Raw genomic sequence first — 23,829 nt, 5'->3', positions numbered from 1 at the left:
GATCGAACGGCATGACATCCTGCGCACCGCGCTGGTCTGGGAGGGCCTGGAGACTCCCCATCAGGTGGTATGGCGCCAGGCGCCGCTGTCGGTGCAGGCCATCAGTCTCGATCCGAGCGACACCCAGGGTTCGACCCTCGAACGCCTGCAGCGCCAGTTCGATGCCCGGCACCATCGCCTCGACCTGACCCAGGCCCCGCTGATTCGCCTGGTGCATGCCCGCCAACCGGACAGCGATGAAATCGTGGCGATCATCCTGTTCCACCATCTGGTGCTGGACAACAGCGCCATGGAAATCGTCAGCCGTGAGATGGCCGCCGTTCTCGAAGGCCGCCTGGCCGAGCTGGCAGCGCCGCTGCCATACCGCGACTACGTGGCCCAGGTGCGTCTGGCTGGATACGATGCGCGGCACACCGCGTTCTTCAGCGAAATGCTTGGCGATGTCGACGAGCCGACGCTGCCCTTTGGCCTGCAGGAGGTCGCAGCGGATGGCAGTGCCGTCGAAGAGAGCCGCCGCGCGCTGAGCGGCGAACTCGCCCGGCGGGTGCGTGAGCAGGCCAGGCGCGCCGGCGTGAGTGCGGCGAGCCTGTTGCACGTGGCCTGGGCGCGGGTGCTGAGCACCCTGGCCAATCGCAGCGATGTGGTGTTCGGCACCGTACTGCTGGGCCGCATGGGGGCGGATGATGGCGACCGCTCGCTAGGGGTGTTCATCAACACCTTGCCGCTGCGTGTCGCAACAGCCCTGGATACCCGTAGTGCGGTACAGGCCGTACACGCCCGATTGTCGGCGCTGATTGCCCACGAACAGGCTTCGCTGGTGCTCGCTCAGCGCTGCAGTGGCGTGCCGGCCGGCGCACCCTTGTTCAGCGCCTTGCTCAATTACCGGCACAGCGCGGCCGTGAAACCGCGCGAAGGCCAGGGCCTGTGGCAGGGCGTGCGGGTGCTGGGCGGCGACGTGCGCAGCAACTACCCGCTGACCCTCAGCGTCGATGACCTCGGTGAAGGATTCGACCTGCACGTGCTGGCCCAGCAAGGCCTGGGCGCGCAGCGCATCGTCGGCTGGGTGGAGCATTGCCTGGAGCAACTGGTGCAGGCCCTGGCCTCGGCGCCGGCCACCGGCCTGCAGCAACTGCCGATGCTCAGCGCCGACGAGCGTCGCCAACTGCTGGAGGCCGGACGCACCGAGGTGCAGGCGTTCCCCCGGCATGCCACGGTGCAAGCCCTGGTCGAGGCGCAGGCACGGGCGTATCCCGACGCTGCTGCGCTTATCCAGGCCGGACAGGTGCTCAGTTACGCCGAACTCAATACCCAGGCCAACCGCCTGGCTCATCACCTGATCGCCCTTGGCATCACGCCGGAACAGCGTGTCGCGCTGTGCCTGCAACGTGGTGTGCAGCGCGTGGTCGCCATGCTGGCGGTGCTCAAGGCCGGCGCCGCCTATGTGCCAGTGGATCCGGCCTATCCGGCCGAACGCATTGCCTACCTGCTGGCCGACAGTGATCCGCGAGTGGTGCTGACCGAGACCACCACCGAGGCGCTGGCTGCAGGCCGGCCACACTTGAATATCGAATCGCCGGTCTGGCGCCAGGCTGACGGAAGCAATCCGCAGGTGCCTGGCCTGACAGCGAACAACCTGGCTTATGTGATCTACACCTCCGGCTCCACCGGGCAGCCGAAGGGCGTGATGGTCGAACACCACACCCTGGAGAACCTGGTGCATTGGCATTGCCAGGCCTTCGCCCTGGCAGCGGGCAGCCATACCAGCAGCGTTGCCGGCTTCGGCTTTGACGCCATGGCCTGGGAAGTCTGGTCTGCCTTGTGCAGTGGTGCGGTGTTGCACCTGCCGCCAGCCGAGGTGAGCAACGAACATGTCGATGAACTGCTCGACTGGTGGCTGGAGCAGCCGCTGCAGGTCAGCTTCCTGCCGACCCCGGTAGCCGAGCAGGCGCTGCGCCGCCCACGTCAGCACCCGACGTTACGCACCCTGCTGGTCGGTGGCGACCGCCTGCGCCAGTTCGACCGCGACCCGGGTTTCACGGTGGTCAACAACTACGGGCCTACCGAGACCACGGTGGTCGCCACTTCCGGCGAACTGCGTCCGGGTGGGGCTCTGCACATTGGCCGAGCCATCGCCAACACCTGTGTGTACGTGCTCGACGAACAGTGCCAGCCGGTGCCCGAGGGCGTGGCCGGTGAGCTGTACATCGGCGGAGCAGGGGTGGCCCGTGGCTATCTGCATGCCCCAACGCTGACTGAGGCGCGCTTCCTGGCCGATCCGTTCAGCGACAGCCCCGGTGCGCGTATGTACCGCAGTGGCGATCTGGTGCGCTGGAACGCCGATGGCACACTGGACTACCTGGGTCGCAACGACGACCAGGTGAAGATCCGTGGCATGCGCATCGAACTGGGAGAAATTGAAGCGGCCCTGGTCAGCCTCGACGAGGTACAGAGCGCTGTGGTGCTGGTTCGCGATCAACGCCTGCTGGCTTGGTTCACGGCGGCTGCCGAGGTGTCTGGCGAGGCCCTGCGTGACGCTTTGCAGGTGCGCTTGCCGGCGCATATGGTGCCTCTGGCATTCACCCGCCTGGACAGCATGCCGCTGACCGCACATGGCAAGCTCGACCGCCGTGCATTGCCTGACCCGGATCGCGATGCCCTGGTCAGCCGTGTCTACGAGGCACCACAGGGCGAGGTGGAAGAACGTATCGCCGCACTCTGGGCCCAGGTGATGGACGTGGAAAAGGTCGGCCGCCAGGACAACTTCTTCGAGCTCGGCGGCCATTCGCTGCTCGCCGTGACTCTGGTCGAGCGTCTGCGCAGTGCCGGCCTGCCGGTCGATGTGCGGGTGCTGCTCGGCCAGCCCACCGTCGCCGCACTGGCGGCCTCGGTCGGCAGTGGCCGTGAGATCCAGGTGCCGGGCAATCGAGTACCGGAAGACTGCACGCGCATCACTCCAGAGCTGCTGAGCCTTACCCAACTCGACCAGGCGAGCATCGACCGTATCGTCGCCGGTGTGCCTGGTGGGGCCGCCAACGTGCAGGAAATCTATCCGCTGGCGCCGCTGCAGGAGGGCATTCTCTATCACCACCTGACCAGTGAGCAGGTCGACCCCTACCTGCTGCAACTGCACATGAACATCGACAGCCGCCAGCGTCTGGAGGCCGTCGTCGAGGCCTTGCGCAAAGTCATCGCCCGCCACGACAGCCTGCGCACTGCAGTGGTGTGGGACGGTCTGACCACGCCGCAGCAGGTGGTCTGGCGCCACGCCGAACTGTGCGTCGAGGAAGTGGCGGTGCTGGCTCGGGACAGCCAAGCCGTTCCGGCACGCATGGATCTGACCCAGGCGCCGCTGCTGCGCCTGGAGTTCTGCCAGCGATCCGATGGGGAAGGGCTGGCGGCCACCTTGCTGTTCCACCATATCGTGCTGGATGCCACCGCCCTGGAGGTGATGCGCGAGGAAATGCTCGCCCACCTGCGCGGCGATGCGCCGCCGACGCAGCCGGCCGTGCCGTATCGCAATTACGTGGCGCATGCACGCCTGGGCATGAGCGAGGCGGAACACGAAGCCTATTTCCGTGAGCAACTGGGTGATATCGAACAGCCGACGCTGCCGTTCGACCTGCACGATGTACAAAGCGGCGAGCACTCACTGGAAGAAGCCTGGCACCGCCTGCCTGACACGCTGTTGAGGCGCCTGCGCAGCCAGGCCCGGCAACTGGGCGTCAGCCTTGCCAGCCTGTTGCATCTGGCCTGGGGCCGAGTGCTGGGTGCGGCCACCGGCAACGGCCAGGTGGTGTTCGGCACCGTGCTACTTGGGCGCTTGCAAGGCGGCGAGGGAGCCGACCGCGGCTTGGGCATGTTCATCAACACCTTGCCGCTGCGGGTGGATCTCGACGGCGTCGGCGTGCGCGACGCTGCGCGTGCCACTCATGCGCGGCTGGCCCAGTTGCAGGCCCACGAACATGCCTCGCTGGCCCAGGCGCAGCGTTGCAGCGCGGTATCCGCTGCGCTGCCGTTGTTCAGCGCGATCCTCAACTACCGCCATGCCGCCGGCCAGGCGCGCCAGGATGCCCAGCGCGATGCCTGGCGTGGCCTGGAAATCCTCGACAGCGACAACCACACCAACTACCCGCTGAGCCTGAACGTCGACGACCTCGGCGAGCGCTTGCGCGTGGGCGTTACCGCACCGCAAAGTGTCGGCGCACAGCGAGTAGGCGAGCAATTGCTGGAGGCGCTGGAAGGGCTGGTCAATGCGCTGGAGAGCCAGCCGGAGTTGTTGCTGCAGCGCGTGCAGGTTTTGCCTGCCTCGCAGCGCAAACGTTTGCTAGTTGAGTTCAATGACTCAGCGCTACCGTTCGATGAGCATCAAACCCTGCCTGCGCTGTTCGAGAAGCAGGCCCGCCTGACGCCGGATGCCATTGCCGTGCGCAGCGAGCACGAACAGCTCAGCTACCGGCAGCTCAACGAGCGCGCCAACCGCCTGGCTCACCATCTGCTCGCGCTGGGCGTGAAACCAGATGACCGTGTGGCGCTGTGCGCCGAGCGCGGCGTATCGCTGGTGGTCGGCCTGCTGGCGATTCTCAAGGCCGGTGGCGCCTACGTGCCGCTCGACCCGAGCTACCCGCGCGAGCGCCTGCAGTACATGCTCGAAGACAGCGCGCCTACGGCGTTGCTGGTTCAGGCTGGCACTCGTACGCTGCTCGACCAGCCGGGCGTACCTTGTATCGACGTGGATGCCGACGAGCACGGGCAACAGGCCGCGCACGACCCGCAGTTGCCTGGCCTGGAGGCGAGCAACCTCGCCTATGTGATCTACACCTCCGGTTCCACCGGGCGACCCAAGGGGGTGATGGTCGAGCACCGCAACGTGGTCAACCTCGTGCACTGGAGCGCCCGGCAGTTCCCGCAGGGTGAGCAAGGCCGCGTGCTGCACAAGACCCCGATCAGCTTCGACGCCTCCGTGTGGGAGCTGTTCTGGCCACTGTGCAGCGGCCTGCCTTTGCTGCTGGCGCGCCCCGACGGGCAGCGTGACCCGGCCTACCTGGCGCAGTTGATCCGTGAATGGCGGGTCAGTGTGGTGCAGTTCGTGCCGGTGCTGCTGCAGCATTTCCTCGAGCTGCCGCAAAGCGCGGCCTGTGACAGCCTGACCGATATCGTCTGCGGCGGCGGCGAACTGACCCCGGCGCTGGCCAGCCTGCTGCGCCAGCGTCTGCCCAAGGTGCGCCTGCACAACGTCTATGGCCCGACTGAAACCACCGTCGACTGCAGCGTCTGGACGCTGGCCCCGGATCAGCCGGTGCCCGAGCGCTTCCTGCCGATCGGCGGGCCGGTAGCCAACACCCATCTGTATGTGCTCGATGCCCACGACCAGCCCGTGCCGCAAGGTGTTGTCGGCCAGTTGCATATCGGCGGCGCAGGCGTCACCCGTGGCTATCGCAACCTGCCAGAGGCCCAGGCCGAGCGCTTCATCGCCAGCCCGTTCGTGGCCGGTGAGCGGCTGTACCGCAGCGGTGACCTGGTGCGCCAGCATGCCGACGGCAGCCTGGAGTTCCTCGGCCGCAACGATGACCAGGTCAAGCTGCATGGCCTGCGCATCGAGTTGGGCGAAATCCAGGCGGCGCTGGCGCAGTGCGACGGTGTCGAGGACGCCGTGGTCATGGTGCGTGACGACGGCCCGGGCGGGCAGCGCCTGGTGAGCTATTACACCGGCACGCCGAGCGGCACCGAGGTTTTGCGCGAGGCGCTGCGCAACCGGCTGCCGGACTACATGCTGCCGGCGTTCTACCTGCACCTGCAGAGCCTGCCGCTGAGCCCCAACGGCAAACTCGACCGCCAGGCCCTGCCGGCACCTGGCAGCGAGGCCTTGCCCGCGCGTATTCACGAAGCCCCGCAGGGCGAGCTGGAAGAGCTGCTCGCCGACCTGTGGCGCGAGCTGCTCGGCGTGGAGGCGGTGAGCCGACATGACAATTTCTTCGAACTCGGCGGGCATTCGCTGTTGGCCATCAGCCTGACTGCGCGCCTGCGGCAGGAAGGTATCGAGGCCGACGTTCGCGCCCTGTTCGAGCAACCGACACTGGCCGGTTATGCCGCCATCACAGAGAGCATGGAGATTATCCTGTGAGCATCAACGAGCTTCTGGCGACACTCAAGGCACTGGACATCCAGCTGGCCGTCAAAGATGGGCAACTGGCCGTGCAGGGGAATCGCCGCGCGCTCAGCGACAACGGTTTGGTGGAGCACCTGCGTACGCACAAAGCGGGGCTCATCGAGCTGCTTGAGCAGGGCCAGTACAGCAACGAAAAGCGCGGCCAGCCGACGTTACCGGCCAATGGCATCGCCGCCGACTGCACACGCATCACCCCGCAGATGTTGACCCTGGCGGCCGTCGACCAAGTGACCATCGACGGTTTGGTCGAGCTGATCCCCGGCGGCGCTGTAAACGTCCAGGACATCTATCCGCTGGCGCCGTTGCAGGAAGGCATCCTCTACCACCACGTCAGTGCCAGCGGTCGCGATCCCTATGTGATGCGTGTGGACTTCGCGGTGGCCGACGCGCAGCGTCTGGAGGCTTTTGCACAGGCCTTGCAGACTGTCATCGATCGGCATGACATCCTGCGCACCTCGGTACATTGGCAGGGTCTGGAGCGGCCGCTACAGGTGGTCTGGCGCCATGCCCGGCTGAGCGTCGAAGAGCGCGCCAGCGGCCTCGATGCCGAGGCATCACCATGGCTGGATCTGACCCAGGCGCCGCTGCTGCGGCTGGTCTGCGGCAGCACCGCCGATGGCCGGGTGCAAGTCAGCCTGCTGTACCACCATATCGCCCTCGACCACAGTGCGCTGGAGGTGGTGCGTCATGAAATCCATGCCTGCTTGCAGGGCCTTGGGGCGAGCCTGGGCACGCCGGTGCCGTTTCGCAACTATGTCGGGCAGGCACTGCTGGGCGTCAGTGAGGCCGAGCATGAGGCGTTCTTCCGCGGCATGCTGGGCGACATCGTGGAGCCGACTCTGGCCTACGACCTGCAGGATCTGAGCGGCGACGGCGAACAGACCCGCGAGCACAGTATCACCCTGGATACGGCGCTGAGCCTGCGCCTGCGGGCCCAGGCCCGTAGCCTCGGGGTGAGTGTCGCCAGCCTGTTCCACCTGGGCTGGGGGCACGTGCTGGCGGGGCTGAGCGGGCGTCAGCGCGTGGTCTTCGGCACCGTGCTGATGGGCCGCCTGCTGGGCGCCGAGGCCACCGAGCGGGCCCTGGGCATCTTCATCAACACCCTGCCGCTGTGCCTGAACCTGGAAGCCCAGGACATGGTGGCGGCGATCCGCACCACGCACCAGCGCCTGACCACGCTGATGCGCCACGAGCATGCCCCGCTGGCTCTGGCGCAGCGTTGCAGCGGCGTGGCCGCGCCGACGCCTCTGTTCAACGCGCTGCTCAACTACCGGCACAGCTCGGCCGAGCATGGCAGCGGTGAACTGTGGCAAGGCATCGAAGTGCTGCAGGCCACCGAGCGCAGCAACTACCCGCTGGTGATGAGCGTCGACGACCTGGGCGAAGCCTTTGCCTTTACCGCGCAAACGATTGCGGGCGTCGACCCGCTGCGCACCTGCCTGTACCTGCAGCGCGCCATGCAGCAGATGCTCGATGCACTGGAGCAGGCGCCCGCGGCAAGCTGCGCTCGGCTCGATATCCTGCCGGACGACGAGCGTATCCAGCTGCTGCAGGACTTCGCCGGTTCGCGCAGTGCCTATGAAAGCCTGCACACCGTGCACTGGCGTATCGAACGCCAGGCCCTCGAACGCCCCGACGCCATGGCTGCCCAGGTGGGTGAAGCAGCCCTCAGCTATGGCGAACTGAACGCCCGCGCCAACGGCCTGGCCCATCGCCTGATCGAGCTGGGCGTACGCCCGGACGAGCGCGTGGCGGTGCTCGCCCGTCGCGGCCTGGATACCCTGGTTGGCCTGCTGGCGGTGCTCAAGGCCGGCGCTGGCTACGTGCCGATCGATCCAGCGCACCCGGACGAGCGCATCGCCTACCTCTTGAGCGACAGCGCCCCGGTGGTGGTGCTCAGCCAGCAGGATCTGCTCGAGCGCGTACCAACCATGAGTGCACCGCTGTTGCTGCTCGACCAGCCAAGCTGGAGCGCCCACGAGGACAATCCGCAGATGGCGGGTCTCAATGCCCGTCACCTGGCCTACGTGATCTACACCTCCGGCTCCACCGGCCAGCCGAAAGGCGTGATGGTCGAGCACCAGAGCCTCAACAATCTGGTGGATTGGCACTGCCAGGCCTTCGACCTGGGCGCTGGTAGCCACACCGCCAGCGTGGCGGGTTTCGGTTTCGACGCCATGGCCTGGGAAGTCTGGCCGGCGTTGTGCGCCGGGGCGACCCTGCACCTGCCACCGGCACATATCGGCAACGAACAACTGGATGCCTTGCTCGACTGGTGGCAGGCCCAGCCGCTGCAGGTGGCCTTCCTGCCCACGCCGGTAGCCGAGTACGCCTTCAGTCGTGAACTGAAGCACCCGACGCTGCGCACGTTGCTCATCGGCGGCGACCGCTTGCGCCAGTTCCCGCGTGATCCCGGCTTTGCCGTGGTGAACAACTACGGGCCGACTGAAACTACCGTGGTGGCCAGCTCCGGACGGCTGTGGCCGGAAGGGCGCCTGGACATCGGCAAACCAATCGCCAACACCCGCCTGTACCTGCTCGACGAGCACCAGCAACTGGTGCCCTGTGGCGTGGCGGGTGAGCTGTACATCGGCGGTGAGGGCGTCGCGCGCGGTTACCTGAACCGCGCCGACCTGACCGCCGAACGTTTCCTCGATGACCCATTCGTGGCCCAACCGGGCGCGCGGATGTACCGCACCGGCGATTTGGCACGTTGGAACGCCGACGGCACCTTGGACTACCTGGGGCGCAACGATGATCAGGTGAAGATCCGCGGCATGCGCATCGAGCTGGGCGAGATCGAAAGCCAGCTCGGCCAGGTGCCGGGGGTCGAAGAAGCGCTGGTGCTGGCCCGTGAAGACATGCCCGGCCAGCCACGCCTGGTGGCCTATTTCACCGGGCCGCAGGCGCTGTCGGCTAGTGGCCTGCGCAGTGCCTTGTTGGCGCGGCTGCCGGGCTACATGGTGCCGAGTGCGTTCGTGCACCTAGAGTCCTGGCCGCTTACCGCCAACGGCAAAGTCGACCGCCGTGCGTTGCCTGCGCCAGATCGCGAAGCCCTTCCGGAGCGCGCATTCGAAGCGCCGCAGGGCGAGTTGGAAAGCACCCTGGCGGCAATCTGGTGCGAGCTGCTGCAGCTCGAGCGGGTGGGGCGGCATGACGACTTCTTCGAACTGGGCGGTCACTCGTTGCTGGCCATGCGCCTGGTGGCCCAGGTCGGCCAGCGCTTGCAACGGGTTTTGAGCCTCGCCGACCTGTTCGCTGACGGCAGCCTGGCGGCTGTCGCCCAATGCCTGGAAGGTGCGACTCCCGATCATCTGCCGGCCATCGAGGCGGCGCCGCGCAGCGGGCCACTGCCGTTATCCGCCGCGCAGCAGCGCATCTGGTTCATGGCGCAGATGGGCGATGCCAACAGCGCCTATAACATTCCGCTGGGCCTTTGCCTCAACGGCGAGCTGGACAGCCGCGCGCTGCGCCTGGCTCTGGAGCGTATCGTCGAGCGTCACGAGGCGCTGCGCAGCCTGTTCGTCGAACACGATGGTGAGGCCCGCGTCGCACTGACCCCGGCCAGCATGCGGCCGGATTTCTGCTGGCAGGATCTGCGTGGCCAGGACAGCCAAGCGGTACGCGAGGTGATCCGCGCCGAAGCGGCCCAAGCCTTCGACCTGCAGCAGGAGCTACCGATTCGCGGGCGCCTGCTGTGCCTGGCCGAAGACCGCCACATCCTGCTGCTGACCCTGCATCACATCGTTGCCGACGGCTGGTCGCTGGGCGTACTCACCACCGAGCTGAGCGCCCTGTACCAGGCGTTCAGCCAGGGCCAGGCCGATCCGCTACCCGCGCTGGTAGTGCAGTACGGCGACTACGCCCTGTGGCAACGCCAGTGGCTCGACGCACAGAGCCTCAACGCGCAGGCCGATTACTGGCAGCGCACCCTGGACGGTGCGCCGATGCTGCTCAGTCTGCCGACCGACCGGCCGCGCCCGGAGCGCCAGGACTACAGCGGCGCCACCGTGGCTCTGCCGCTGGATGCGCCACTGTGCGCCGAGCTGCGCGCCAGCGCCCAGCGCCATGGCGTCACCCCGTTCATGCTGTTCATGAGCGCCTGGGCGGTGCTGTTGGCGCGTTTGTCCGGCCAGCATGAAGTGGTGATCGGCATGCCGGTGGCCAACCGCCGGCGTGCCGAGATCGAAGGGCTGATCGGCCTGTTCGTCAACACCCTGGCCGTACGCGTCGACACCAGCGGTGCGCCCGACGTCGCCACCTTGCTGGCTTGGGTGAAAAACCGGGTAATCGAAGCTCAGGCCAACCAGGATCTGCCGTTCGAGCAGGTGGTGGAGCATGTGCGGCCGCCGCGCAGCCTGGCCCACAGTCCGTTGTTCCAGGTTTCGCTGGCCTGGGATGGCAGCCAGGGTGCGCCCCTGCAACTAGGTGATCTGCAACTCGAAGCGCTGGGCGAACAGCCGACCTTCGCCAAGTTCGACCTGACCCTCAGCGTAAGCGATGGCGCCGAGGGCTTCACCTGCATGCTCGACTACGCCACCGCGCTGTTCGACTCGGCCACGGTCGAGCGCTACGCCGGTTATTTCAAGCAACTGCTACGCGGCATGGCAGCCGATGGCCAGGCAGTGCCCGAGCGTATCGAACTGCTGAGCGCGGCAGAGCGTCAGCGCCTGCTGTTCGAACTCAACGCCAACGATGCCAGCACACAGGTCGAGGAGCGTCTGCCTGCGCTGTTCGAGGCGCAGGTGGCACGCACTCCCGAAGCCATTGCGCTGGACGTCGACGCACGGCAACTGAGCTATCGCCAGCTCAACGAACAGGCCAACCGGCTGGCCCATTACCTGATCGGCCAGGGCGTGAGCGCCGATAGCCGCGTGGCGATCTGCGTGGAGCGCGGTGCGCAACTGGTGGTCGGCCTGCTGGCGACTCTCAAGGCCGGCGGTGCCTATGTGCCGCTGGATCCTGGCTACCCGGCCGAGCGCCTGGCTTACATGCTCGATGACAGTGGCGCCCTGGCGCTGCTGGTCGATGGCAGCACCCGAGACCGCTTTGCTGATGTAGCGGCGCCGCTGATCGACCTGGATGCCTGCATCTGGGCGGAGCAGCCCGCTACCAACCCACACCTGGCAGCGGCCCGCGCCACTGATCTGGCCTACGTGATCTACACCTCCGGCTCCACCGGGCAGCCCAAGGGCGTGATGGTCGAGCACCGCAATTTGTGCAACCTGGTGCAGTGGAGTTCGCGGCTGTGTCCGCCAGTGCCGTCAGGTGCGCTGCTGCACAAGACGCCGGTGAGTTTCGATGCCTCGGTGTGGGAGCTGTTCTGGCCGCTGTGCGTCGGCTTGCGCCTGGTGCTGGCACGGCCCGACGGGCAGCGCGACCCGGATTATCTGGTAGAGGTGATTCGTCAGCGCCAGGTCAGCATCGTGCAGTTCGTCCCGGCGCTGCTGCAGCAGTTCCTCGCGGCGCCGCACTGCCATACCTGCACTTCGCTGACCGATATCGTCTGTGGCGGCGGCGAGCTGACCGCTGCGCTGGCTGCCCAGGTGCGTGAACGCCTGCCCAACGTGCGCCTGCACAACGTCTATGGCCCCACGGAAACCACGGTGGACTGCAGCGTCTGGACCCTGCAACCGGAACAGCCGGTGCCTGCCGAAACGCTGCCGATCGGTCGGCCGATCAGCAACACCCGGCTGTATGTGCTCGATGCCTGTGATCAGCCGGTGCCGCAGGGTGTGGTCGGCCAGTTGCACATCGGCGGTGCCGGGGTTGCGCGTGGCTACCTGAACCTGCCGGCCGCCCAGGCCGAGCGTTTCATCGCCAGCCCGTTCGTGGCCGGTGAGCGCCTGTATCGCAGTGGTGACCTGGTGCGTCAGTTGGCCAACGGCGACCTGCTGTTTGTCGGCCGCAGCGATTTCCAGGTCAAGCTGCATGGCCTGCGCATCGAGCTGGGCGAGATCGAAGCACGCCTGCTCGAACACCCGGCGCTGCGCGAAGCCGCCGTGCTATTGCGTGACGAGCGCCTGGTGGCCTGGTTCAGTTGCGCAGCGGGGCCGCAGCCGGGCATCGACGCCTTGCGCAGCCATCTGCTGGGCACGTTGCCGGACTACATGGTGCCCACGGCGTTCGTCGCCCTGGACAGCCTGCCGCTGACCCCCAACGGCAAGCTTGACCGCCAGGCTCTGCCGGCGCCGGACGACAGTGCCGTGCTGGCGCGCCGCTTCGAGGCGCCGCAAGGCGAAACCGAAATCTGGCTGGCGCAACTGTGGGCCGAGCTGCTCAAGCTGCCGCGCGTCGGTCGGCAGGACAACTTCTTCGAGCTGGGTGGGCACTCGCTGCTGGCCGTCACCCTGGTCGCGCGCATGCGCCGTGCCGGGTTGTCGGTGGATGTCGGTGCGCTGTTCGCCCAGCCGACCCTGGCGGTGCTGGCACGCAGTGTGGTGCGCCAGGCACAGGCGTCGGTACCGGCCAACCTGATCGCGGCAGGCTGCACGCAGATCACCCCCGAGCTGCTGCCGCTGCTCAGCCTCGAGCAGGCTGACATCGACCGCATCGTCGCCCAGGTGCCCGGCGGCGCGGCCAACGTGCAGGATATCTACCCGCTGGGGCCACTGCAGGCCGGCATTCTCTATCACCATCACCTGGCGGCGGGAGAGACCGACCCTTACCTGCTGGAGGCGCGTTTCGCCTTCGCCAGTGCCGAGCGCCTGGACGCCTTCTGCGCAGCGCTGCAACGGGTCATCGAACGTCACGATATCCTGCGTACCGCGCTGCGCTGGGATGGCCTGCAGACGCCGGTGCAGGTGGTCTGGCGTGAGGCTTGCCTGCCGGTGCAGGAGGTGCCACTGGCAGCACTGGACGGCCCGGCGCGCCTGGATCTGACCCAGGCGCCGCTACTGCACCTGGCGCACGCCAGGGATGAAGGCGCTGGGCGGATCATTGCAGTGCTGCGCTTCCATCACGCGATCATGGATCACATCGGCCTAGAGGTGCTCGGCCACGAAGTGCAGGCCATGCTGCTCGGCGAACAGGCGCGGTTGCCTGAGCCCGTGCCGTATCGCAACTACATTGCCCAGGTGCTGCAAGGGCCTGACGAGCAGGCCCACGAGGCTTTCTTCCGTGAACAACTGGGCGATATCGACGAACCCAGCCTGCCGTATGGCATGAGCGCATCGCACAGTGTGCAGGCACCCGGCGTGGCGGTGCTGCCGCTGGAGCCGGCGTTGGCCCAGCGCCTGCGTGCGCAGGCCCGTCAGCTGAATGTCAGTGTCGCCAGCCTGATGCACCTGGCCTGGGGCGAGGTACTGGGCCAGCTCTCTGGCCGCCAGCAGGTGGTGTTCGGCACCGTGCTGCTGGGCCGCCTGCTCGGTGGCGAAGGCGCCGAGCGCGCCATGGGCGTGTTCATCAACACCTTGCCGTTGCGTATCGATCTGGGCGAACTCAGCGCTCGCGATGCGGTACTCGACACCCACCAGCGCCTCAGCGCATTGCTCGCTCACGAACAGGCGCAGCTGGCTCTGGCACAGCGCTGCAGTGCGCTGCCCGCGGGCACGCCATTGTTCAGCACGCTGCTGAACTTCCGACACAGCAGTGCCGCGCGGAGCGACGCTGAGCGGGGTGCCGCCTGGCAGGGCATCGAAGTCTTGCAGGCCGAAGAGCACAGCAACTACCCGCTGACCATGAGCATCGACGACCAGGGTGATGAGTTCCTGCTCACCGCCCGCACTCAAGGGGGGCTGGATGCGCAGCGCATCTGTGCGTACCTGCAGCAGGCGCTAGGTGAGTTGGTCAACGCGCTGGAGCAACACCCAGAGCGAGGCCTGGACGGCGCGATCATTCCGCCGCACGAGCGTCAGCGGCTGCTGGCGACCTTCAACGACACCCGTCTCGATTACCCGCGCGAGCAAGCGGTGCACCAACTGTTCGAACAGCGCGCCGCGCTGCACCCGCAAGCCGTGGCGCTGGTGCATGGCCGCCACTCGCTAAGCTATGCGCAGCTCAATGCCCGGGCCAATGCCTTGGCCCATCATCTGCGCGGGCAGGGCATCCAGGCGGGCGATCATGTCGGCATTCTGCTGCCTCGTTCAGTCGAACTGGTGATTGCCCAACTGGCCATCGGCAAGTGCGCGGCCACCTATGTGCCCCTGGACGTCAACGCGCCCAGCGAGCGACACAGCTACATGCTCGAAGACTGCGCCGCCGTCTGCTTGCTGACTCAGAGCGGGCTGCCAGTAGCGGCGCCGATCCGGCGTATCGACCTGGATACGCTGACCCTCGAGACCCAGGCACAGCACAATCTCGACTTGCCACATGCGCCTGATTCGGCGGCCTATGTGATGTACACCTCGGGCTCCACCGGGCTGCCCAAGGGGGTTCGGGTCGGGCACCGTGGCATCGTGCGCCTGGTGCTGAACAACGGCTACGCTGAGTTCAGCGAGCGCGACTGCTTCGCCCTGGCGTCCAACCCAGCCTTCGATGCCGCGACCCTGGAATTCTGGGGCGCGCTGCTCAACGGTGCGCAATTGTTGGTCGTCGACCACGCCACCCTGATCGATCCAGAGCGCTTTGCCAGCATGCTGCGCCAGTGCGGGGTCAGCGTGCTGTTCCTCACCACGGCGTTGTTCAACCAGTACGCCCAACTGCTGCCGCAAGCCCTGGCTGGTTTGCGCGTGTTGCTCTCAGGCGGCGAGCGGGCCAACCCGGCAACCTACCGTGCGCTGCTGGCCCACGCGCCGAACACTCGGCTGTTCAACGCCTATGGCCCGACCGAAACCACCACCTTCGCCACCGCGTACGAAGTGCAGGCGGTCGAGGCCGATGTGGAAGCCCTGCCGATTGGTCGACCGATCAGCAACACCCGTGTCTATGTGCTCGATGCACGCCAGCGCCTGGCACCAATGGGCGTGGTGGGGGAGCTGTATATCGGCGGCGATGGCGTGGCCTTGGGGTATCTGAACCGCGCCGAGCTCAACGCCGAGAAATTCCTCTCCGACCCGTTCAGCGACAAGCCGGGGGCGATGATGTATCGCACCGGCGACCTTGGGCGCTGGTTGGAAGACGGCCAGTTGGAGTGCCTGGGTCGCAACGACGACCAGGTCAAGATCCGTGGTTTCCGTATCGAGCTGGGCGAGATCGCCAATGCCCTGCAGCAGTTGCCGGGGGTTCGCGATGCCGTGGCCCTGGCCCGGGAGGATGAACCAGGGCAGGTGCGCCTGGTGGCCTACTTCACCGCCGCCGAGGGCGGTGAAACCCAGACGGCACAGCAGATGCGTGCGCAGTTGCAGACCTGCCTGCCGGACTACATGGTGCCGTCGGCCTTCGTCGAGCTGAAGACGCTGCCGCTTACCGCCAATGGCAAGCTCGATCAGCGCGCGCTGCCCAAACCGGATCATTCGAGCCTGGTCGGGCTGAGCTACGAAGCCCCGCAAGGCGAGTTGGAAAACTTCCTGGCGGCGATCTGGGCCGAAGTGCTGCAGGTTGAGCGGGTAGGGCGTCACGATCACTTCTTCGACCTGGGCGGGCATTCGCTGCTGGCCATGCGCATGGTCTCCCAGGTGCGCCAGCAATTGGGCTTGGAACTGCCGCTGGGTGAGCTGTTCACCCTGGGTGAACTATCAGCCGTGGCGGCGGCGCTGGCCAACCAACACGCCGCGCCGGTCGAGTCGATACGCCCGCTGCCACGTGGCGAGGCTTCGGCGCTGTCGTTCGCGCAGCAGCGCCTGTGGTTCCTCAGCCAAATGGACGGAGGCAGCCAGGCTTACAACATTCCCCTGGTCCTGGAGCTGTGCGGGCTTCTCGACGTGGTGGCGCTGCAACGCAGCCTGTCGCGCATCGTCGAGCGGCATGAAACCCTGCGCAGCCGCTTCATCGCCAATGAGCAGGGCGCCGAGGTGGTGTTCGTTTCCACACCGCTGCAACTGCCGCTGGAGGATCTGCGCGAGCAGCCGCAGGCATTGCACGAGCGGCTTGCGCAGTTGGCTGTCGAACCCTTCGACCTGAGCCGCGAACCGGCCCTGCGCGCCTGCCTGTTGTGCCTGGGCGACGACCACCACGTGCTATCACTGAACGTGCACCATATCGTCGCCGACGGTTGGTCGATGGGCGTGCTGACCCGCGAACTGCTGGCCCTGTACCCGGCATTGCACTATGGCCAGACCGACCCGCTGCCGGCTCTGGCGATTCAGTACGCCGACTTCGCCGCCTGGCAACAAAATTGGCTGAGCGGTGAACGTCTGCAGCAGCAAGCCGCCTACTGGCGTCAGACGCTGCAGGGCGCACCAACCTTGTTAAGTCTGCCTACCGATCGGCCACGGCCGGCGCATCAGGACTTCGCTGGTGCCAGCCTGGCGCTGAACCTGGACGCCGAGCTGACCGCCGGCCTGCGGGCGTTGGCACAGCGTCAGGGGGTGACGCTGTACATGACCTTGATGGCCGCCTGGGCCTCCCTGCTGGCACGCTTGTCCGGCCAGGCCGACGTGGTGGTCGGCAGCCCGATAGCCGGGCGCAACCGGGCCGAGTTGGAGCCGCTGATCGGCCTGTTCGTCAACACCCTGGCGATTCGCCTCGACCTGTCGGCAGCGCCCACCGGCGAAGCCTTATTGGATCAGGTGCGCAGCCGGGTGCTGGATGCACAGGATCATCAGGATCTGCCGTTCGAACAGGTGGTCGAGAGTGTGGCTCCAGCCCGCAGCCTGGCGCATTCGCCGTTATTCCAGACCACCCTTAACTGGCTGGCCGGCGAAACCAAGCTACCGACTCTGGACGGCCTGGCACTGTCGGTGGTGGAGCAGAGCAGCCAGGTGGCCAAGTTCGACCTGTCGTTGAACCTGGGCGAGCGCGGCGATGTGCTGATCGGCACCCTGGACTACGCCACGGCGCTGTTCGATGAGGCCAGCGTGCGCCGCTATGGTCAGTATTTCGAGACTCTGTTGCAGGCACTGGTCAGGGACGAGCAATGCGCTATCCAGGCAGTGCCGCTGGTCAGCGATGCAGAGCGGAAAACCTTGCTCGACACCTTCAACGCCACTGCCATGCCGTTCGCCATCATGCAAATCCTGCATGGGCGCATCGAGGCCCAGGCGCTTGAACGTCCCAACGCGATTGCCGCTCAGGCTGGTGAAGCAACCCTCAGCTACGGCGAACTGAACGCCCGCGCCAATGGCCTGGCCCATCGCCTGATCGAACTGGGCGTGCGCCCGGATGAGCGCGTGGCGGTGCTCGCCCGCCGTGGCCTGGATACCCTGGTCGGTCTGTTGGCGGTGCTCAAGGCTGGCGCTGGCTACGTGCCGGTTGATCCGGCACACCCGGACGAGCGCATCGCGTACCTCCTGAGCGACAGCGCCCCGGTCGTGGTACTCAGCCAGCAGGAACTGCTTGAGCGCGTACCCGCCACGAGTGTGCCACTGTTGCTGCTCGACCAGCCAAGCTGGGGCGCCCGTACAGATAACCCGCAGGTGCCGGGGCTCAATGCCCGTCACCTGGCCTACGTGATCTACACCTCCGGCTCCACCGGTCAGCCGAAAGGCGTGATGGTCGAGCATCAGAGCCTCAACAATCTGGTGGATTGGCACTGCCAGGCATTCAACCTGCACGCCGGTAGCCACACCGCCAGCGTCGCCGGCTTTGGCTTCGATGCCATGGCCTGGGAAGTCTGGCCGGCGCTGTGCGCCGGGGCGACTCTGCACCTGCCACCGGCAGATATCGGCAACGAACAGCTCGATGCCTTGCTGGACTGGTGGCAGGCGCAGCCTCTACAGGTAGCCTTCTTGCCCACGCCGGTGGCCGAGTACGCCTTCAGTCGTGAACTGAAACACCCGACGCTGCGCATCCTGCTGATCGGCGGTGATCGCCTGCGCCAGTTCCCGCGTGATCCGGGCTTTGCCGTGGTGAACAACTACGGGCCGACCGAAACCACGGTAGTGGCCAGCTCTGGACGGCTGTGGCCGGAAGGGCGCCTGGACATCGGCAAGCCAATCGCCAATACGCGCTTGTACCTGCTCGACGAGCACCAGCAACTTGTGCCCTGTGGCGTGGCGGGTGAGCTGTACATCGGCGGTGAGGGCGTGGCGCGCGGTTACCTGAACCGCGCCGACCTGACCGCCGAACGTTTCCTCGATGACCCGTTTGTGGCCCAACCGGGCGCGCGGATGTACCGCACCGGCGACCTGGCGCGCTGGAACGCCGACGGTACCCTGGACTACCTGGGGCGCAACGATGATCAGGTGAAGATTCGCGGCATGCGCATCGAGCTGGGCGAGATCGAAAGCCAGCTCGGCCAGGTGCCGGGGGTCGAAGAAGCGCTGGTGCTGGCCCGTGAAGACGTGCCCGGCCAAGCACGCCTGGTGGCCTATTTCACCGGGCCGCAGGCGCTGTCGGCTAGTGGCCTACGCAGCGCCTTGTTGGCGCGGCTGCCGGGCTACATGGTGCCGAGTGCGTTCGTGCAGTTGGAATCCTGGCCGCTGACCGCCAACGGCAAGGTCGACCGCCGTGCGTTGCCGGTGCCGGATCGTGAAGCGCTACCGGAGCGCGACTTCGAAGCGCCGCAGGGCGAGCTGGAAACCACCCTGGCGGCAATCTGGTGCGAGCTGCTGCAGGTCGAGCGGGTGGGGCGGCATGACGACTTCTTCGAACTGGGCGGTCACTCGATGCTAGCGGTGACCCTGATCGCCCGCCTGCGCGCTCTGGGGCTGGAAGCCAACGTGCGCGTGCTGTTCGCTCAGCCAACCCTGGCAGCGCTGGCGGCCAGCATCGGCTCAGAGCTCGTACAGACTGCGCTACCGGAAAACCGCATTCCTGCCGGTTGCCAGCGCATCACCCCGGACATGTTGACCCTGGTGCAACTGGAGCAGCCAGCCATCGAGCGCATCGTTGCCGCGGTGCCCGGTGGTGCCGCCAACGTGCAGGACATCTACCCGCTGGGGCCGTTGCAGGCCGGTATTTTCTACCACTACCTTTCGCGCCCGGACGACGACCCTTATCGCCTGCAGGCACGCTTCGCATTTGCCGACCGCTCGCGCCTGCAGGCTTTCTGCCAGGCACTGCGCCAGGTCGTCGCGCGCCATGACGCGTTGCGCACTGCGCTTTTCTGGGAAGGGCTGGAGGCGCCGGTGCAGGTGGTCTGGCGGCATGCCGAACTGATGCTGCACGAAGTGCCCCTGGCCAGGCTCGACGACCTGGTGGTACTGGATCTGCAACGCGCGCCGTTGCTGGGCCTGGCCTATGCCGATGACCCGCAAAATGGCCGCATCCTGGCGGTGCTGTCGTTCCATCACCTGATCATGGATCACCTCGGTCTGGAACTGCTGGGCCAGGAGCTGCAAACCCTGCTGCTCGACCAGGGCGCGGCATTGCGTGAGCCGGTGCCGTATCGCAACTACATCGCCCAAACCCTGAGCGGGCCGGGGCAGGGCGCCCATGAGGCGTTCTTCCGCGAGCAACTGGGCGATATCGACGAGCCGACCTTGCCTTATGGGCCTACGGCGCTGCAAAGCAGCCGGGCGCCAGGCGAGGCCAGTCAGCGCCTAGATAGCGCGCTGTGTGCACGCATCCGCGAACAGGTGCGGGCTTATGGCGTTAGCCCAGCAAGCTTGATGCACCTGGCCTGGGCACAGGTGCTAGGGCAGTTGTCCAGCCGTGAACGCGTGGTGTTCGGCACCGTGTTGCTGGGCCGTCTGCAAGGTGGCGAGGGCGTGGAGCGCACGCTTGGTGTGTTCATCAATACGCTGCCGTTACGGGTCGATCTGGCTGACCAGTCCGTGCAGCAAGCGTTGCGCCAGACCCACATACGCCTCACTGATCTGCTGGCTCACGAGCATGCACCGCTGGCCCTGGCGCAGCGTGCCAGTGCCTTGCCGGCCGGTGCACCGCTGTTCAGTGCCTTGCTCAACTATCGGCACAGCAGCCGGCAAGAAGGCACCGGGGAGGCTTGGGAGGGCATCGAGTTGCTCCAGGCGAAGGAGCGCAGCAGCTACCCATTGACGGTCAGCGTTGATGACTTGGGCGACCGCTTTGCGGTGACCGCACTGACCGCCAACGGGATCGATGCACAGCGCGTCTGCGGCTATCTCGTATGCGCCGTGCAGCAACTGTTGCTGGCCCTGGAACAGGAGCCAGAAAAAGCGCTGAGTACCTGTAGCGTTTTGCCTGAAACCGAGTGCCACGAGCTACTGGAGCGCTTCAACCCGAACTACGTGATGCCAACAGATACCCGGCCTGTCCATCAGCGTGTCGAGCGCCTGGCGCTTGAGCAGCCCGACGCGATTGCCGCCCAGGTAGGCGATGCCACCCTGAGCTACGCCGAACTGAACGCTCGCGCCAACGGCCTGGCCCACCACCTGATCGAACTGGGCGTGCGCCCGGACGAACGCGTGGCGGTGCTGGCCCGCCGTAGTCTGGACACCCTGATCGGGCTGCTGGCAGTGCTCAAGGCCGGCGCCGGCTACGTGCCGGTGGATTCGGCACACCCGGACGAGCGCATTGCTTACCTCTTGAGCGACAGTGCGCCAGTGGTAGTGATCAGCCAGCGGGATCTGCTCGAGCGTGTGCCAACGCAGTCTGCGCCGGTTGTGCTGCTCGACCAACCAAGCTGGAGCGCCCGTGAAGACAACCCGCAGGTGCCGGGCCTCAATGCCCGTCACCTGGCCTATGTGATCTACACCTCCGGCTCCACCGGCCAGCCCAAGGGCGTGATGGTCGAGCACCAGAGCCTAAATAATCTGGTGGACTGGCACTGCCAGGCCTTTGACCTGGGCGCCGGCAGCCACACCGCCAGCGTCGCCGGCTTCGGCTTCGACGCCATGGCCTGGGAAGTCTGGCCAGCGCTGTGCGCCGGGGCGACCCTGCACCTGCCGCCCGCGCATATCGGCAACGAACAGCTCGATACATTGCTCGACTGGTGGCAGGCGCAGCCGTTGCAAGTGGCGTTCTTGCCCACCCCAGTGGCCGAATACGCCTTCAGTCGCGAGCTGAAGCATCCGACGCTGCGCACGCTGCTGATCGGCGGCGACCGCCTGCGGCAGTTCCCGTGTGATCCCGGCTTTGCCGTGGTGAACAACTACGGGCCGACCGAAACCACGGTGGTGGCCAGCTCTGGGTTGATGGAGCCTGGCGGTATATTGCACATCGGCAAACCGGTGACGCATGCCCGCCTGTACGTCCTGGATGCCCGCCAGCAGCCTGTACCGATTGGTGTACCTGGCGAGTTGTATATCGGCGGCGACGGGGTCGCGCGTGGCTACCTGAATCGCCAGGATCTGACTGACGAGCGTTTCCTTACCGATCCATTCGTGGCGCAGCCGGGCGCGCGGATGTACCGCAGCGGCGACCTGGTGCGCTGGCTGGACGATGGCACCCTGGATTACCTGGGGCGCAACGATGATCAGGTAAAGATTCGTGGTGTACGTATCGAACTCGGCGAGATCGAACAGCACCTGGCGCAGTGCCCCGGTATCGGCGAGGCTGTAGTAGTCACCCGGCAGTTGGACGATGCGTCCGTGCGCCTGGTCGCCTACTTCACCCGTCGTGACCCAGCACTGGACGGCGCTGCGATTCGCAGTAATCTGCTGGAACGCCTGCCGGAGTACATGGTGCCAGCCTTCTATATGGGTCTGGATGCCATGCCACTGACCCAGAACGGCAAGGTCGACCGCCGCGCGCTGCCCGATCTGGCCGCGCATGAGGTTGGGAGTGCGGCCAGCGAACCACCGCGCACGGCGCTGGAGCAGCGCCTCGCCGAATGCTGGATGCGGGTGCTGCAGACGGGGCCAATCGGGCGCTGCGACAGCTTCTTCGAACTGGGCGGGCACTCGCTGTCAGCGATTCAATTAGTCAGTCTGCTGCAGGACGAGGGACTGTCGGTGACCCTGGCCGAGTTGTTCCAGCGGCCGAGCATCGCCGCCTTGGCCGAACTGCTTGAACAGCGTCCGGCGAAGGCCGTCACACAAAACATTGTCGAGGTGCGTGCGGGGGGTAAGGAGCCGGCGCTTTTCCTGTTCCACGACTTCACCGGCCTGGATGCTTACTTCCCGGTGTTGGGGCAGCATCTGCCGGGTGATTTCCCGATCTATGGCCTGCCGGGTATCACTCTCGGCGAGCCACAGCTGAGCACCATGGAGCGCATGGCGGCGCACATGATCGAGCATATCCGCAGCGTACAGCCCAGCGGTCCTTATCGATTGGCTGGCTGGTCATTCGGCGGGGTGCTGGCCTATGAGGTCGCTACGCAGCTGGTGGGTATGGACGAGACGGTCGGTTTCGTCGGTCTTATCGACAGCTACACGCCGCGCCTCACCGATCAGGGCAAGGCGCGCTGGCATGCGCCCGATGTATTGCAGCGTCACCTGCTTGTGCATTGCCAGAGCCACTGGCAAACCCAGGGCGAGGCGGGGCACACTGCTGTGCGGCAGTTGGCGAGCTGGCAGGCCCAGGCGATCTTGCCAGGCTTCGATGAGCTGCTGCAGGCGTGTCGCGACGCCGGGCTGCTCTACGAGGAGCTGGCCAAGGCCAGTGACCTGACCCTACGCCACTATCTGGAACGCGAGGTGGCCCACGGTCATGCCCTGGCCAACTACCAGCTGCAGCCATTGGGATTGCCGGTACATTTATTCTGCGCTGAAGAGCGTGGCCAGGCTCCGGCGCAGGCCAGTGCCAATAACGGTTGGGAAACGGTACTGCCCGAGCCGTACCTGCAGCGCATGAGCGTACCGGGCGATCACATGAGCCTGATGCGTGCGCCCCATGTCGCGGTGCTGGCTCAGGCACTGGGCGAGGCGATGTCCAGAGCATCGCTGCAACGGCCGACCACTCCAGTACATGCTGCGCTTCTGGCGATCCAGAGTGGCCAGGGCGACAGGACACCGTTGTTCTGTGTCCCAGGCGCCGGTGACAGCGTGACCAGCTTCATCGGCTTGGCCGAAGCACTGGGCAGCACCTGGCCGATCTTTGCTCTGCAGCATCGAGGCCTGGACGGACGTAGCCTTCCGCACAGCCGGGTGGAAGCCGCGGCACGCTGCTACGTGACGGCGCTGGAAGCCCAGTATCCGCAGGGACCGCTGCACTTGGTCGGGCATTCGTTCGGCGGCTGGGTAGCGCACGCGATGGCCGTGATGCTCGACGCCAAGGGACGAGAGGTGTGCTCGCTGACCCTAATAGACAGTGAGGCGCCGAACGGCGAGGCACTGTGTGGTAAGTCCCATACCGGTACGGCAGTGCTGGAGCGCCTGATCGAAGCGCTCGAATTGTCCAGCGGAAGATCCCTGGATCTGGATCGTCAGACCTTTGCTAGCCAGGACGACAGCACGCAGATGCGCCTGCTGGAAGAAGCCATGGTGCGTGCTGGGCTGTTACCGCCACGGCTGGCCGGCCAAGCATTACAGGGCATCGTGCGCACCTTCGGCAGCGCTCTGCGCAGCGAGTATCGACCGAAGTCTGGGGTGTACAGCGGCTCAACGCATCTGGTGCTGGTTACCGACGCCGGCCTCGGCGAGCAAGAGAATCGACTGGAGCAGGCGCGCATGGCGGCGACCTGGAGGCAATTGTTGCCAGGGCTGAAGCTTTGGCATGGCCCAGGTGACCATTTCAGTATCCTCAAAACACCTGACGTCTATAGCCTGGCTGCCTGGTGGTATGAGGCGCAGGCCAGCAGTGTCGAGAAGGTCCTGTCATGA

At 66.3% G+C, this 23,829-nt stretch carries 2 protein-coding genes (1 of these 2 only partly in view); both read left to right on the top strand.

Annotated features, from left to right (window positions below):
* Window positions 1–6,121, top strand: the 3' portion of a protein-coding gene (locus tag BM279_RS15330; protein ID WP_093505053.1) for a non-ribosomal peptide synthetase. The gene continues 3,377 nt to the left of window position 1, outside the view; 6,121 of the gene's 9,498 nt are visible here — the last part of the coding sequence; the start codon falls outside the window, past its left edge; the stop codon is at window positions 6,119–6,121.
* A complete protein-coding gene (locus BM279_RS15325; RefSeq protein ID WP_093505051.1) occupies window positions 6,118–23,829 on the top strand; it encodes a non-ribosomal peptide synthetase in 17,712 nt (5,903 codons plus the stop codon). Before BM279_RS15330 ends, BM279_RS15325 begins: the two co-directional genes overlap by 4 nt.

The sequence above is a fragment of the Phytopseudomonas straminea genome (assembly GCF_900112645.1).
In the GTDB taxonomy this organism is placed as follows: Bacteria; Pseudomonadota; Gammaproteobacteria; order Pseudomonadales; family Pseudomonadaceae; genus Aquipseudomonas; species Aquipseudomonas straminea.
This window is presented reverse-complemented; position numbering and strand designations above follow the sequence as displayed.